Raw genomic sequence first — 15,705 nt, 5'->3', positions numbered from 1 at the left:
AAGATGTTGGTAGGAGGGATTGTTATGGAGTTAGGTTTATATCAAACACAATCGATGAAACTTGTCATGACGCATGAGTTACGACAAGCGATAACGATTTTACAATATCCTACACTCGAACTTTCTCAATTTTTACATCAACAGGCGATGGAAAATCCATTGATCGATCTGCAGGAAAAACCAGTGGATGTCCAAAGTGAGCGGACCTCTACGACGGAAAACGATCAGGATTCCTGGTTTTATGATGAAGATAATGATTTCAATCCAGTCAATTTCATTAAATCAGAAGATGATTCTTTACAGTTGCATCTTCTTGAGCAATTGGCCTGGGTTGAATTGACTGATGAAGATAAAGTGATCGCAGAATATATGATTTATTGTTTAGATGAAAACGGGTATCTGGACTGCAGTTTAGAGTGTCTGCAGGAAGAGCTCGAGGTACCGGGTAAAAAAATCGAAACCATCCTGGAACGGATTCAACAGTTTGAACCGATCGGCGTTGGTGCAAGATCACTGTCAGAATGTCTGTTGCTGCAGTTGAAAGCGACAGATTGTGACATGCCTGTAGTAGAAGAAATCATCAAGCACCACCTAGATGCGTTTGCGGATAAGAAGTTTTCCTATCTATCAAAAACGCTGAACATTACGATGAAAGAATTGAAGGAAGTGGATGATTTCATTCGTTCGTTGAATCCGAGACCGTGTTCCGGGTTTGAAAAAGACCAGCCTGAATGGGTCGAACCTGAATTCTTTATTGAACAGAATAAGCAGGGGGATTTTTTTGTAAGGATGAATGAAGATTTGGTCCCTGAGGTTTCATTGAATGAGCGATATTTCCGGATCTTGAAGCAGCATAATGATACGAAATCCTATCTTGAAAACCAACTGCAAAAATTCGAATGGCTGAAGCGGAGTCTTGACCAGCGAAGGCAGACCCTCCAGAATCTTGGGGAATATTTGCTGCAAGCACAACGGGCGTTCTTCGAGCATGGATATGAGGCACTTCGACCGATGACATTGAAGGAAGTCGCAATGCAAATCGATGTCCATGAATCGACAATCAGCAGAGCTGTGAAAAACAAGACGATCCAAACACCAAGAGGAACCATCCCACTGAAATCTTTGTTCACTTCAAAGTTAGATAAAACGAATCAAAGTGAAGATACATCATCTGCACAAGTGAAAATACAAATCCAGCGTATGGTGGAAACTGAACCGAAACACAAGCCGCTTTCCGATCAGAAAATCGCCAACTCCCTTAAAGAAGAGGGGATCGACATATCAAGACGGACGGTGGCGAAATACCGAGAAGAACTGAGGATCCCATCATCATCGAAACGAAAAAGCATCGTCGTATAACGGTGGAACTGTCATAGTTCCATCGTTTTAAAATGAAATTTTATTGGAGTCTGTTTTTAAAAAGTTTATTCTAATGAAAGTTGATAAAGAAATGAATGACTGTTAGTAGTGGAAATATGCGAGACTCCAGCGGGAAAAGCAAGCTAAGCAAGACCCCGCAAGCGAGGAACGAGTGAGGAGGCTTGCAGATTGCCCGCGGAAAGCGAGTATATTTCCCATTAATTTCTCAAACAGAACCTTATAAAAAGGAGCCAAACTCATGCTGACCGTTCATTTTTATACAAAAACAAATTGTCCATTGTGCGATAAAGCACTTTTAATTCTTGAAGAATTGCAGGAAGAAATCGATTTTTCGATTGAAGAGAGGGACATTTATACAAAAGACGAATGGTTGGAGGCATATGGGGTGATGATCCCTGTCGTGCAAGTGAATGGAGAAGATCTTCAATACGGTATCATCGATCAAAATGATTTAAGAAAACGCTTACTTACATTTTTCAAGTGATTTTTGTTGAAACCTTATGAAGGACTTGCTAATATAATAAGTGTATTAGCAAGTCGTATTTTTTTTACACTTATTGGGACATAATACGACTTACCGGGACGAAAATAGTCCCAACCCTGGTTAAAGGGGAGTTGCGATGGAACCGTTAATTGATTTACAAAGAAAATTATTACCTGACCTGCTTAATGTTATGCAGAACCGTTACAGGATCCTTCAAAATGTACGGTATTTGCAACCGATCGGACGAAGAAGTCTAGCAGCGAATTTACAACAGACCGAGCGAGTTCTTCGGGCAGAAGTAGAGTTTTTGAATGAGCAAGGTCTACTGAAGATTTCTACATCAGGTATGACTTTGACCGATGAAGGTAATCATATTCTTCTAGAACTTGAAAACATCATGAAGCAAGTTTCAGGACTTCATGCTTTAGAAGGACAATTACGGGAAAAATTAAAGTTGGCAGAAGTCATCATCGTTCCAGGGGACAGCGATCAGGAATCCTGGGTGAAAAAAGAGATGGGGAAAGCAGCGATCAAGCGGCTTTTACCGCTACTGAAAAACCAGAAGACGATTGCAGTGACTGGAGGGACGACTCTGGCAGCAGTTGCGGACATGATGACGCCGCTCTCAAAGAAGCGACAGCCAATGATCGTACCCGCTCGAGGCGGACTCGGTGAACGAGTAGAAAATCAAGCGAACACGATTTGCGCTATGATGGCTAAAAAAGCAAACGGAGATTACCGATTGCTGCATGTCCCTGATCAATTGAGCAATGAATCTTATCAAAGTTTAATTGGTGAGCCGGTCGTGAAAGATGTACTAGAGGAAATCCGTTCAGCAGAAATCGTCATCCATGGGATCGGAGAGGCGAAAACGATGGCAGAACGAAGGAATTCTTCCTCTGAAGTTTATCGGCAGATCGAAGAATACCAGGCTGTTGCTGAAGCGTTCGGATACTATTTCGACAAAGACGGCAACATCGTCCACAAAGTAAAAACAGTCGGCTTACAGCTCGATGACCTCACAAACGATAAGACAATATTTGCTGTAGCAGGCGGCAGCAGTAAAGCTAGCGCAATCGCAGCATATATGAAACGCGGCCCGAACCAGATCCTCATCACAGATGAAGGCGCCGCAAAACAACTGATCGAATTCGATTAAGTGCTTCCGTGCCAGGCGCCGAAGCAAACCCCACTCATATCAAGGCTTACAAAATGGTGCCTGGCACCGTTCAGGAAGAATTAACAAGGGGTTTGAAACGGTGCCAGGGACTTATCAAATATATACATTCAATTTCTTTATTAAATCCAAGGAGGAGTTTTATAATGGCTACAAAGATTGGTATTAATGGTTTTGGACGTATTGGACGTAACGTATTCCGTGCAGCATTGAAGAACAACGACGTTGAGGTAGTAGCAGTTAATGACCTTACAGACGCTGAAATGCTTGCTCATCTATTACAATATGACACTGTTCATGGAACACTAGATGCAAAAGTTGAAGTTAACGGTGAAAACCTTGTGGTAGATGGTAAAGAGGTAAAAGTTCTTTCTGAGCGTGATCCTGCTCAACTAGGTTGGGGAGACCTTGGCGTAGAAATCGTTGTTGAATCAACTGGTCGTTTCACGCAACGTGACGATGCAGCAAAACACCTTGAAGCAGGAGCAAAGAAAGTCATCATTTCTGCTCCAGCGAAGAACGAAGACATCACGGTTGTACTTGGTGTTAACGAAGACAAGTACGATGCAGCAAGCCACAATGTCATCTCAAACGCATCTTGTACGACAAACTGTCTAGCACCACTTGCTAAAGTATTGAACGATAAGTTCGGAATCAAACGTGGAATGATGACAACAGTCCACTCTTACACGAACGACCAGCAAATCCTTGACCTTCCACACAAAGACTATCGTCGTGCGCGTGCGGCAAGCGAAAACATCATCCCGACAACAACAGGTGCAGCAAAAGCGGTATCTCTTGTACTTCCAGAGCTAGAAGGCAAGCTGAATGGTATGGCAATGCGTGTACCTACACCAAACGTATCATTAGTCGACCTTGTAGCTGAGCTTGATAAAGATGTAACTGTAGACGAAGTGAATGCAGCATTAAAAGAAGCTGCAGAGTCTAACTTGAAAGGTATTCTTGGATACAGCGAAGAGCCACTAGTATCTCGTGACTATAACGGAAGCCCTGATTCTTCTACAATCGATGCGCTTTCTACAATGGTCATGGAAGGCAACATGGTAAAAGCAATTTCTTGGTACGACAATGAGAGCGGATATTCTCACCGTGTTGTTGATCTTGCAGCGTTCATCGCTTCTAAAGGACTTTAAGAAGAGGTTTAGAAAAGTCAAAAAGGAACAGTTTTCAACAGGAAAAAACTGTACCATTTTCATAAGTTTATATAGAATGTGGGGGAGGGGTAATTTTACTCCTCTTTTCACATGTACTTAGGGGAAGTTAAAAAGAAGTTCAACAATTAAATTTATGATTTATTAAAACGAAGGAGGCTTTTCCGTAAATGCAAAAACAGTCTTTGCGTGATGTGAACGTTGAAGGGAAGAGAGTTTTCTGTCGCGTTGACTTCAACGTGCCGATGAAGGATGGAGAAGTGAATGACGAAACTCGAATCCGTGCGGCATTACCGACAATCCAACACTTAGTAGAAAACGGAGCAAAAGTCATTCTAGCAAGTCACCTTGGACGTCCGAAGGGACAAGTCGTTGAAGAGTTACGTCTTGATCCTGTCGCAAAACGTCTAAGTGATCTTTTGAACCGGACCGTTACAAAAACCGATCAAGTTTATGGTGAAGAAGTCGACCAAGCAATCTCAAACCTGAACAATGGAGAAGTCTTACTGATTGAAAACGTCCGTTTTGAACCTGGTGAAGAAAAGAACGACCCAGTGCTAGCGAAAGCGTTCGCTGCCATGGCTGACGTGTATGTGAATGATGCATTTGGAGCGGCTCACCGGGCGCACGCATCAACCGAAGGTGTCGCTCATCATCTTCCAGGGGTTTCAGGACTTTTAATGGAAAAAGAACTTGATGTTCTCGGAAAAGCACTTTCAACTCCAGAACGTCCATTTACAGCCGTAATTGGCGGCGCAAAAGTTAAAGATAAGATCGGGGTTATCGATAATCTTTTAGATAAAGTGGACAACCTGATCATCGGCGGCGGCCTTGCTTATACTTTTGTAAAAGCACTCGGGTATGACGTCGGGAAATCTCTTTTAGAAGAGGATAAAATCGACCTGGCGAAGTCATTCATGGAAAAAGCGGAGCAAAAAGGCGTAAAAATGTATCTTCCGAAAGATGTCGTCATTGCAGATGATTTTTCAAGAGATGCCAATACGAAAGTCGTCTCGATTGATGAAATCCCATCAGATTGGGAAGCACTAGATATTGGACCAGGTACTCGTGATGAGTACAGAACCGTGATCGAAGGCTCGAAGCTTGTAATATGGAATGGACCTATGGGTGTATTCGAATTTGATGCCTTTGCGAACGGTACGATGACAATCGCGAAAGCGTTAGCCGACGCGAAAGATACGTACAGTGTCATCGGCGGTGGTGATTCAGCAGCAGCAGTCGAAAAATTCGATCTCGCAGATGCGATGGATCACATCTCTACCGGCGGAGGTGCCTCTCTAGAGTTTATGGAGGGGAAGGTTTTACCGGGCGTTGCTGCGTTAAAAGATAAGTAAGGGGAAGTTCAAAAAAAGAAACGAATGTTAACCGGCGTATTTCCGACGCATAGGACGTGCTAGTACTGCCGTTGTCACAGGACGTGACGTTTATCGGCAGTGAACGTTACTCGGTTTTTTACGGTTCTCCGACGTACAGGATGTACGAGAACCGGCATTGTTACAGGACGTAACGTTTTTAGCCGGTTTCATTGACAGGTCCCTGTAACCTTCGTGCTTAGAACTTTCGCCGGCGGAAAGGGAATGAATTTCGCGGAAATCAACAATGTAGAACAACATACTTAAACAAATGAAAGGTGGTCCTTAAAGGATGCGTAAACCGATCATCGCAGGAAACTGGAAAATGCATAAAACATTGGAGGAATCCAAGAGCTTTGTAAAAGAGATATCAGGTCTTGTGCCAGATGAATCGAAAATTGATTCGGTAATTTGTGCGCCTGCACTCTTTTTGAACGCTCTAGTGAATGAAACTGCTGAAACGAAGCTGCATATCGGAGCACAAAACATGCACTTTGAAGAAAGCGGAGCATTTACAGGTGAAATCAGCCCGGCGGCTTTGAATGATTTGAATGTCGAGTATGTCATTCTTGGACACTCTGAGCGTCGTGAAATGTTCGCCGAAACGAATAGCTCTGTTAACAAGAAAGTACACGCTGCCTTTAAGCATGACCTTGTACCGATCGTTTGTGTCGGTGAAACATTAGAACAACGTGAGAACAATGAAACGAAACCTCATGTAAAAACACAGGTTGAGCAAGCTTTAAGCGGTCTTTCTGAAGAACAAGTCGCTAAGACTGTAATCGCCTATGAGCCGATCTGGGCGATTGGAACAGGAAAATCAGCGACTGCTGAGGATGCGAATGAGGTATGTGCTTATATCCGCAGTGTGATCGCTGATAAATTTTCAAAAGAGATCGCAGAACAAGTGCGTATCCAATACGGCGGAAGTGTGAAGCCGGAAACGATTGATGAATTGATGAGCCAATCAGACATCGATGGTGCACTTGTCGGTGGGGCAAGCTTGAAGCCTCAGTCTTTCTTACAGTTGTTGGAGGTTGTAAATAATGGCTAAAAAACCAGTCGCACTCATCATTCTTGATGGGTTTGCGTTACGGGATGAAACAAAAGGGAATGCGGTCGCCCAGGCGAAAAAGCCGAACTTCGACCACTATTGGAATGAGTTTCCTCACTCCCAGCTGCAGGCTTGTGGCGAAGCGGTTGGCCTTCCTGAAGGTCAGATGGGGAACTCCGAGGTCGGCCACTTGAACATCGGAGCTGGCCGAATCGTCTATCAAAGCTTGACTCGGGTCAATCTCTCGATTAAAGAAGGCGAGTTTTATGAAAAGCAAACCTTCCTTGATGCGATGGACCATGTGAAAAAGAAAGATTCTGCCCTCCATATTTTCGGATTGCTTTCGGATGGCGGAATCCACAGTCACATCGATCACCTTTATGCGTTATTGAAGCTGGCAGCGAAAGAGAATGTCGAGAAGGTTTATGTCCATGGATTCCTTGATGGCCGTGATGTTGGACCGCAAACTGCGAAGACTTACATCAAGGCGCTTCAGGAAAAAATGGCTGAATATGGCGTCGGAGAAATTGCGACGTTATCTGGACGTTATTATTCGATGGACCGTGATAAGCGCTGGGATCGTGTAGAACGTTCCTATCGCACGATGACCTACGGTGAAGGCCCGTCTTATAACGACCCGATCGAAGTTGTCGATGACTCTTATGCTAACGATATCCATGATGAATTCGTCCTTCCGTCAGTGATAACGAAGGAAGACGGTGCTCCGGTTGCGACGATCGAAGACGATGATGCGATCATTTTCTTCAACTTCCGTCCTGACCGGGCGATCCAGATTTCACAGGTCTTTACGAACGAAGACTTCCGGGGATTCGATCGTGGTGAAAAACTGCCGAAGGATCTCCATTTCGTCTGTCTGACTCATTTCAGTGAAACAGTGGATGGGGAGGTCGCCTTCAAACCGACGAACCTCGACAACACGCTGGGTGAAGTTTTAGCACAGCAGGATTATAAACAGCTGCGGATTGCTGAAACCGAAAAGTATCCGCATGTCACGTTCTTTTTCAGTGGCGGACGCGAGAATGAATTCCCAGGTGAAGAGCGGATCCTCATCGATTCACCAAAAGTGGCGACCTATGACTTGAAACCAGAAATGAGCGCTTATGAAGTGACGGATGCGTTGCTTGATGAACTGAATGCGGACAAGCACGATGTAATCATTTTGAACCTTGCAAACCCGGACATGGTCGGGCATTCCGGTATGCTAGAGCCTACCATCAAAGCAATCGAGACAGTGGATGAATGTCTTGGTAAGATCGTTGACTTGATTTTAGAAAAAGATGGCGCGGCTATCATAACGGCTGACCACGGAAACTCAGATGAGGTCATCACGGTTGATGATAAACCGATGACAGCACATACGACGAACCCTGTACCGGTCATCGTCACGAAAAAAGGTGTAAACCTTCGTGATGACGGAATTCTGGCGGACTTGTCGCCGACAGTGCTTGATTTGTTGGGCGGGAAACAGCCAAAAGAGATGACAGGGAAATCACTGATTAAAGATTAATCTATTATAAACTAAGGAGATGAAGCGTTATGACATCGAATATCGTTAATATTTTTGCGCGTGAAGTATTAGACTCCCGCGGTAATCCAACTGTAGAAGTTGAAGTTTGGTTAGAGTCAGGAGCTCGAGGACGCGCGCTTGTACCAAGTGGAGCTTCAACAGGTGAATACGAAGCAGTCGAACTTCGTGACGGTGATAAAGACCGTTACCTTGGAAAAGGTGTTCTGAACGCAGTGAACAACGTCAACGAAATGATTGCACCAGAACTCGTCTTTTTCGACGCACTTGACCAAGTGGCGATCGACAAGCAATTGCTTGAGCTTGACGGTACAGAAAACAAAGGGAAGATCGGAGCGAACGCGATTCTAGGTGTATCTATGGCCGTTGCGCATGCAGCAGCTGACCACCTTGATGTTTCTCTATACAACTACCTTGGTGGATTTAACGCTAAAACTCTTCCAACACCGATGATGAACATCTTGAACGGTGGAGAGCACGCTGATAACAACGTGGATATCCAAGAGTTCATGGTCATGCCTGTCGGGGCTGATTCGTTCCGCGAAGCACTTCGTGTCGGAGCAGAAATTTTCCACACGTTGAAAAAAGTATTGAAGGACAAGGGCTTGAATACAGCAGTTGGTGATGAAGGTGGATTCGCACCTAACCTATCTTCAAACGAAGAAGCGATTTCTACGATCATCGAAGCAATCGAAAAAGCTGGTTACAAGCCGGATGAAGAAGTGAAACTTGCATTGGACGTGGCATCTTCTGAACTTTATAAAGATGGCCAGTACCATTTAGCTGGTGAGGGTGTAACGAAGACTTCTGAGGAAATGGTTGCATGGTATGAAGAGTTGACTTCGAAATACCCGATCATCTCAATTGAAGACGGACTTGACGAAAACGACTGGGATGGCTGGGAGAAGCTAACTGCTGCAATCGGCGACAAAGTACAGCTCGTGGGTGACGACCTGTTCGTTACGAATACAGCGAAGCTTTCAGAAGGAATCACACGTAAAGTGGGTAACTCGATCTTGATCAAAGTGAACCAAATCGGTACATTGACTGAAACGTTCGACGCGATTGAAATGGCGAAGCGCGCAGGATACACTGCAGTCATTTCCCACCGTTCTGGTGAAACAGAAGACAGCACGATTGCTGACCTCGCTGTTGCAACGAACGCTGGCCAAATCAAGACAGGTGCGCCATCCCGTACAGACCGTGTAGCGAAGTACAATCAACTTCTACGCATCGAAGACGAACTCGACTACACATCCATCTACGCAGGAAAAGACGCATTCTACAACATAAAAAAGTAAGTATAGAGTAAAGAACAAATACTCTGGTTTTTAAATGAAAGAACCCCGAACGCCGCATCATCAACGGCATTCGGAGTTCTTTTTATTTTGAAAAGCGTGTCAGGCACGACAATTTCGTCTCACTCTCCCAAGGGTTCTCGGAAGGTGCCAGGCACCAAAATGGATCCCTTGTGCCGCAACGGGTTTGAAATGGTGCCTGGCACCGAGCAGCATCGAAGCGTAACTACATGTCTTCGTTGTCTGCGTGAACGTCACTACGCTCTAGTTCCATCCCATTGTCGGCTTGTTCAATGAGAAGGTCTAGTGGTTGGAAAGCATCACTTTGAACCGTGAATCCTGGGTTCATATTAGTTGCAGTTGGAAGCTCTTTCTCGCGATTTAGGTCTTTTCTTCGCATCGCATAAACACCTCCATGATTTTAATATGCTTGTCGCAAAGTGAAAATATGTTACTCATCATTTACCAAGCCTTTTGACATACTACATGTAACCGATTGAACGGAGGAACATTCAGATGACATTTGTTCGTCTAGGTTATGTCGCGATGAGCCTGAAAGTAAAGAATGCATCCCCATCTCAGACCATGACCATTAAAAATTTCTCGCAAATTGAAAACCGTAGTGCTGCGATGTTGAAGCTAGAACGGATTGCGCGATCCAATCTCCAGAATACTTTAAGGATCCTCAGGCACAATGCCGCCCATGATATCAAGTTTTACCGGATGACCTCGAGGTTAGTGCCTCTAGCTACATTCGAGGAGCTTCCGGATTGGGATTACATGAGGGCTATTGAAGAACATCTTGAAGAAGTCGGGAAATTTGTAGCGAAAAAAGAAATGCGAGTGGATTTTCACCCTGATCATTTTGTATTGATCAATTCACCGAAAAAAGATGTCCTTAAAATGACTGTGAAAACCTTGAAGCTGCACAAGAGACTTCTAGAGGGAATGGGGATTCTTCCGAGACATCGATGTGTTCTTCATGTCGGAGGTGTATATGGTGATCGAGAGCTTGCCCTTGAACGATTCATTCAAAACTGGATGCTCGTACCGAACTCCATTCAGGAGATGATCATATTAGAAAATGACGATAAATCGTTTCATTTGAACGATACTCTGTACCTATGCGAAAAGTTAGGTGTTCCGCTCGTATTCGATTATCATCATCACCTGGCGCATCATGAAAACAAACATTGGGAGGAAGAGTGGGAAAGAATTGTAAACACCTGGTCAATTTCACGGCTGCCAATCAAAATGCACATTTCCAGCCCAAAGAACGAAAAACAATTCAGAGCCCATAATGATTATGTTGATGCCGAGATGTTCATGGATTTCCTCAACGAAATCAAAGGCAGTGTCGATCAAATCGACTGCATGATCGAAGCGAAGAAAAAAGACGAAGCCCTCTTTAAACTCATGGAAGATCTCAAGCACTACAACAACATAGATATCATCGACGGCGCAAGCTTCCACATCAAATAAGCGAGCCAAATAAGCGAGCCAAATAAGCGTGCCATAAGCGTACCTGGCACCAAATGAAAGTCCTTGTGCCTCAAGGGATTCGAAACGGTGCCTGGCACCAAATGAAAGTCCTTGTGCCTCAAGGGATCCGAAACGGTGCCTGGCACCGACCTAATCTTCCTTCGCAATTTTTGTTGAATTTTCCATCTTCGTTATGATACATTTATAGTACTGGATTGTGTCGTTGGAGGTGGATGAATTGGAAACATTCTTAATGGTTTTATTGATTATTGATGCGCTTGCAATTATAACTGTCGTATTACTTCAGTCTGGTAAGAGTGCTGGATTATCCGGTGCGATCACTGGTGGAGCAGAGCAGCTTTTCGGTAAGCAAAAAGCTCGCGGTATCGATGCTGTGTTCCAAAAGTTGACGATCGTACTCGCGGTATTATTCTTTGTTCTTACGATTTTGTTAGCATACGTATATTAATTTGTCGCTAGAACAGCAAGTGTAAAAGCTTGCTGTTTTATTTTTTGTATGAGAAAAATAAGGCTGTGAACAATAAATTCATAAGACAAGTCTAGCCCCAAGACGTGGCTGAAGTGTCCGTATGGAGGGTTCATAAGACAAGTCTGGCCCCAAAACACGGCTGAAGTGTCCGTATGGAGGGTTCATAAGACAAGTCTGGCCCCAAAACACGGCTGAAGTGTCCGTATGAAGGGTTCATAAGACAAGTCTAGCCCCAAAACACAACTCAAGTGTCCGTATAAAAAATCTTTGGGACATTTTATTCCATCGGATTCCGTTACATACGTTTTAATGATTCTTTCAAGGGGCAAACTATAAGAAAGATATGAAGGAGCACAAGCATGATTGGTTGTCTTTGTCTGCACGGTTTTACCGGAAGTCCTTATGAGGTTGAGCCGCTCGTCCATTTTTTAAAAGAAAATACCGATTGGCTTGTCGTTTCACCGACTTTTCCGGGACATGATACGGATAATGGAAGAATGGAACGTGTCACGTATCAAGACTGGATCCAGACAGCAGAAGAAAAACTCCGTGAGCTGCAAAAGACATGTGACAAAATCTATGTAGTTGGTTTTTCAATGGGCGGGATTATCGCTGGATACTTGGCCGCTTCAAATAAAATCGATCGGCTGGTCCTGTTAAGTGCGGCGGCTCATTACGTTAGCCCCTCACACTTAGCTCAGGACATCAAGCATATGCTGCAGGATCTTTTCAAAGGCAATCTCAAGGAAAACGAAATGTTTCAGCGATATGTCCGGAAGTTCAGAGGGACTCCATTATCGATGACCTTTCAATTTCGAAGTCTGATCCGTTCCTTGCGTCCATACTTAAAAAAAGTCAATACCCCTACACTGATCATCCAGGGGGAGTGTGACGGTGTGGTCCCGAAAAAGAGTGCTAAATATATTTACAACACCATTCGCAGTAAAAATAAAGAAATCATATACTTACCGCAATCGAAACATATCATCTGCCATGATATTGAGCAGGAAGACGTCATTCGTCACGTCTATCGATTTCTTACAAACACAGAAAGAGATGAAGCAAAAGGAGAGGTAACATCATGAAAATCGTTTCACCAAAACCATTTTTCTTTGAAGGGGGAGACCGTGGAGTCTTGCTGCTGCATGGTTTTACAGGAAATTCAGCAGATGTGCGTATGCTCGGACGTTATTTGCAAAAAGAAGGCTATTCCTGCCTGGCCCCTCAATACAAAGGACACGGCGTCCCACCGGAGGAACTCGTCCACACTGGTCCGGATGATTGGTGGGAAGACGTCAAGGAAGCCTACAACGAACTGAAGGAAAAAGGATTTGAAGAGATTGCAGTTGCAGGGCTGTCGCTTGGCGGAGTTTTTTCACTGAAACTCGGCTACACATCTACGGTCAAGGGAATCGTACCAATGTGTGCACCCATGTATATAAAAAGCGAAGAAATCATGTATCAAGGCGTGCTTGATTACGCAAAAGAATACAAAAAATATGAGGGGAAGTCGGAAGATCAGATTGAAAAAGAGATGGAAGAATTCAAAAAGACACCGATGAATACCCTTAAAGCTCTCCAAGAATTGATTGCCGATGTCCGGGATAACATTGATATGGTTTACACACCAACATTCGTGGCACAGGCGAGACATGATGAGATGATCAATACGGACAGTGCCAATATTATCTATGATTTCATTGAATCTGATCAAAAAGACTTGAAATGGTACGAGGAATCCGGCCATGTCATCACACTCGACAAGGAAAAAGAACAACTTCATGAGGATGTTCTCAATTTCCTCAACAGTCTGGAATGGTCGAAATAAGTCTTATAAAAGGTCCTATAATGTTAAAACACACAGCTCACATCGAAGGAGGGAAAGAAGCAAATGGATCGAGAAAGAATTTTAGCATTTATGAAAGAAGAAGCTTATAAACCGCTGACTGTCCAAGAACTTGAGCAAGAGCTCAATCTGGAAGATGCGGAGGATTTTAAAGAACTTGTAGTTACATTGAATGAGATGGAGGAAAAAGGGGATATCGTCCGTACCAGAAGCAACCGTTATGGTGTGCCAGAGCGGATGAACCTGATAAAAGGAAAGCTGCAGGGACACGCGAAAGGGTTCGCCTTCCTGCTTCCTGAACAAAAGGGTGAAAAGGATGTCTTTATTCCGCCATCCGAGTTAAACGGAGCGATGAGCGGGGATACCGTCCTCGTGAGAATCTCTTCCCGTCCAGGAGATTCAAAACCTGAAGGGACAGTCATCCGGATCATTGAACGCGGCGTAACCGAGGTGGTCGGGACGTTCATCGATAGTAAAAGTTTCGGATTTGTCGAAGCGGATGACAAGAGGATTCCGAATGACATCTTCATTCCGAAAGAGGCAATCAACAATGCTGTAGATGGCCATAAGGTCCTTGTAAAAATAACAAGCTATCCAGAGGGACGATCAAGTGCGACAGGTGAAATCATTGAGATTTTAGGGCATAAAAATGACCCTGGTGTTGATATCCTGTCAATCATTTATAAACACGGCCTTCCAAGGGATTTCCCCAACGAAGCATTGGAACACGCAAACTCCGTCCCTGACGAAATCGATGTAGCCGATCTTACTGACCGCCGGGATCTACGCGATGAAATCATCGTTACGATTGATGGTGCAGATGCGAAAGACCTCGATGACGCCGTCAATGTGATCAAACTCGACAACGGAAACTACAAGCTCGGGGTCCATATTGCGGATGTCAGTCATTATGTGACAGAAGGTTCGGCAATCGATCAGGAAGCAATTGAGCGTGGAACATCCATTTATCTGGTTGACCGTGTGATTCCGATGATTCCGCATCGTCTTTCCAATGGAATTTGCAGTTTGAATCCGAAGGTCGACCGTCTCACCTTATCGTGTGAAATGGAAATCACACCGAACGGGGAAGTCGTCAATCATGAAATCTTCCAGAGTGTGATCCGCACGAATGAACGAATGACGTATACAGATGTTCGTAAAATCCTATTGCGTGAGGACGACGAAGTTTTAGAACGCTATAAAGAGCTTGTGCCATTTTTCGATCTAATGGGTGAACTTGCAGATATCCTGCGTAGAAAGCGTTTTGACCGCGGTGCCATCGACTTCGACTTCAGTGAAGCGCGTGTACTTGTAGATGAAGAATCGAAGCCTGTCGATGTTGTCCTTCGTGACCGGACGGTCGCTGAAAAACTGATTGAGGAATTCATGCTTGCAGCTAACGAAACAGTTGCGGAACACTTCCATTGGATGAACGTGCCTTTTATGTATCGGATCCACGAAGATCCAGACGAGGAAAAGCTGACAAACTTCCTTGAGTTCATCACAAACTTTGGCTACGTCGTCCGTGGTTCTGCTAATTCCATCCATCCGCGTGCGCTTCAGAAGATTTTAGAGGAAGTACAGGGAGAACCAGAAGAAGCCGTAATCAGCAAAGTTATGCTTCGTTCGATGAAACAAGCACGATATGAACCTGAAAACCATGGTCACTACGGATTGTCCACTGAATTCTATACACACTTTACATCGCCGATCCGTCGTTATCCTGACTTGATCGTCCATCGTTTGATCCGGACTTATTTGATTGAAGGGAAGACAGACGGAAAAACAGTCAGTCACTGGAAAGAGCAGCTTCCTGAAATCGCACAGCATGCTTCCGAACGTGAACGTCGTGCGGTCGATGCGGAACGTGAAACCGATGATCTGAAAAAAGCGGAATTCATGCAGGATAAAATCGGTGAGGAATTCGAAGGTGTCATCAGCGGCGTAACGAACTTCGGCTTGTTCATCGAATTACCGAACACGATTGAAGGTCTCGTGCATGTCAGCTATCTGACAGATGACTATTATCATTTCAACGAACAGCAATATGCGATGATCGGTGAACGGACAGGCAAAGTGTTCCGTATCGGTGATGAGCTTCAAATACGCGTGCTGGCTGTCAACGTGGAAGAACGTGCGATCGACTTCGAAATCGTCGGCATGAAAGCACCGGCCCAAAGGAAACGCCGGGATCGTGCTCGGGTGATATCGAGCGGCGGGAAGAGCCCTACAAAAGAGAAAAAGAGGAATGACAAAGGGCAAAACGGCGGCGGATCTCGTAAAAAGAAAGGCAACAAACCTTTTTATAAGGATGTCTCGAAAAAGAAAAAAGGAAAAAAGAAGAAGCGCCGATAATCAAGTCGAACCTCATTCATAAGCTGGATGAGGTTCTGCTTTTATAAA

General features: G+C 44.4%; 14 protein-coding genes. 13 read left to right on the top strand and 1 reads right to left on the bottom strand.

Going from position 1 to position 15,705, the window contains the following annotated elements; genetic code table 11:
* The first annotated feature begins 24 nt into the window (after positions 1 to 24).
* From rpoN to eno, 8 genes are all read left to right on the top strand, one after another.
* Positions 25 to 1,359 (top strand): RNA polymerase factor sigma-54, encoded by a 1,335-nt coding sequence (gene rpoN, locus KOL94_RS13115; protein WP_221566854.1) that lies wholly within the window; start codon positions 25 to 27, stop codon positions 1,357 to 1,359.
* A gap of 262 nt (positions 1,360 to 1,621) precedes the next feature.
* On the top strand, positions 1,622 to 1,864 hold the full coding sequence (locus KOL94_RS13110; protein ID WP_221567710.1) for a glutaredoxin family protein: 243 nt from the start codon (positions 1,622 to 1,624) through the stop codon (positions 1,862 to 1,864).
* A 136-nt stretch (positions 1,865 to 2,000) separates the two neighbouring features.
* On the top strand, positions 2,001 to 3,023 hold the full coding sequence (locus tag KOL94_RS13105; protein ID WP_221566853.1) for a sugar-binding transcriptional regulator: 1,023 nt from the start codon (positions 2,001 to 2,003) through the stop codon (positions 3,021 to 3,023).
* 164 nt (positions 3,024 to 3,187) lie between these two features.
* Positions 3,188 to 4,195 carry a type I glyceraldehyde-3-phosphate dehydrogenase gene (gene gap, locus KOL94_RS13100; RefSeq protein WP_221566852.1) on the top strand — a complete coding sequence of 336 codons (1,008 nt, stop codon included), beginning with the start codon at positions 3,188 to 3,190 and terminating at the stop codon, positions 4,193 to 4,195.
* A gap of 188 nt (positions 4,196 to 4,383) precedes the next feature.
* Positions 4,384 to 5,568 carry a phosphoglycerate kinase gene (locus tag KOL94_RS13095; protein ID WP_221566851.1) on the top strand — a complete coding sequence of 395 codons (1,185 nt, stop codon included), beginning with the start codon at positions 4,384 to 4,386 and terminating at the stop codon, positions 5,566 to 5,568.
* A 310-nt stretch (positions 5,569 to 5,878) separates the two neighbouring features.
* Positions 5,879 to 6,640 carry a triose-phosphate isomerase gene (gene tpiA, locus KOL94_RS13090; RefSeq protein WP_221566850.1) on the top strand — a complete coding sequence of 254 codons (762 nt, stop codon included), beginning with the start codon at positions 5,879 to 5,881 and terminating at the stop codon, positions 6,638 to 6,640.
* Positions 6,633 to 8,168: a 2,3-bisphosphoglycerate-independent phosphoglycerate mutase gene (gpmI, locus tag KOL94_RS13085; RefSeq protein WP_221566849.1), complete on the top strand. Its 1,536-nt coding sequence runs from the start codon at positions 6,633 to 6,635 to the stop codon at positions 8,166 to 8,168. The genes tpiA and gpmI overlap by 8 nt, the downstream gene beginning before the upstream one ends.
* Before the next feature lie 29 nt (positions 8,169 to 8,197).
* Complete coding sequence (eno, locus tag KOL94_RS13080; protein WP_221566848.1) at positions 8,198 to 9,487, top strand: phosphopyruvate hydratase; 1,290 nt, start codon at positions 8,198 to 8,200, stop codon at positions 9,485 to 9,487.
* Positions 9,488 to 9,710: 223 nt separating this feature from the next.
* On the opposite strand, the gene KOL94_RS13075 is transcribed toward eno, so the two are convergent.
* On the bottom strand, positions 9,711 to 9,884 hold the full coding sequence (locus tag KOL94_RS13075; protein WP_221566847.1) for a hypothetical protein: 174 nt from the start codon (positions 9,882 to 9,884) through the stop codon (positions 9,711 to 9,713).
* Positions 9,885 to 10,000: 116 nt separating this feature from the next.
* Between KOL94_RS13075 and uvsE the strand changes: the two genes are divergently transcribed.
* From uvsE to rnr, 5 genes are all read left to right on the top strand, one after another.
* A complete protein-coding gene (gene uvsE, locus KOL94_RS13070) occupies positions 10,001 to 10,966 on the top strand; it encodes a UV DNA damage repair endonuclease UvsE (protein WP_221566846.1) in 966 nt (321 codons plus the stop codon).
* 253 nt (positions 10,967 to 11,219) lie between these two features.
* Complete coding sequence (secG, locus tag KOL94_RS13065; protein ID WP_396125734.1) at positions 11,220 to 11,435, top strand: preprotein translocase subunit SecG; 216 nt, start codon at positions 11,220 to 11,222, stop codon at positions 11,433 to 11,435.
* A gap of 380 nt (positions 11,436 to 11,815) precedes the next feature.
* Positions 11,816 to 12,541, top strand: a complete 726-nt coding sequence (locus KOL94_RS13060) for an alpha/beta hydrolase (protein WP_221566844.1) — start codon at positions 11,816 to 11,818, stop codon at positions 12,539 to 12,541.
* The gene (locus tag KOL94_RS13055) at positions 12,538 to 13,284 is read left to right on the top strand and encodes an alpha/beta hydrolase (protein ID WP_221566843.1); all 747 of its coding nucleotides are present in this window, start codon (positions 12,538 to 12,540) and stop codon (positions 13,282 to 13,284) included. Before KOL94_RS13060 ends, KOL94_RS13055 begins: the two co-directional genes overlap by 4 nt.
* A gap of 63 nt (positions 13,285 to 13,347) precedes the next feature.
* A complete protein-coding gene (rnr, locus tag KOL94_RS13050) occupies positions 13,348 to 15,657 on the top strand; it encodes a ribonuclease R (RefSeq protein ID WP_221566842.1) in 2,310 nt (769 codons plus the stop codon).
* Positions 15,658 to 15,705 lie beyond the last annotated feature (48 nt).

It is taken from the genome of Alkalihalobacillus sp. TS-13 (assembly GCF_019720915.1).
Lineage (GTDB): Bacteria > Bacillota > Bacilli > Bacillales > Fictibacillaceae > Pseudalkalibacillus.
This window is presented reverse-complemented; position numbering and strand designations above follow the sequence as displayed.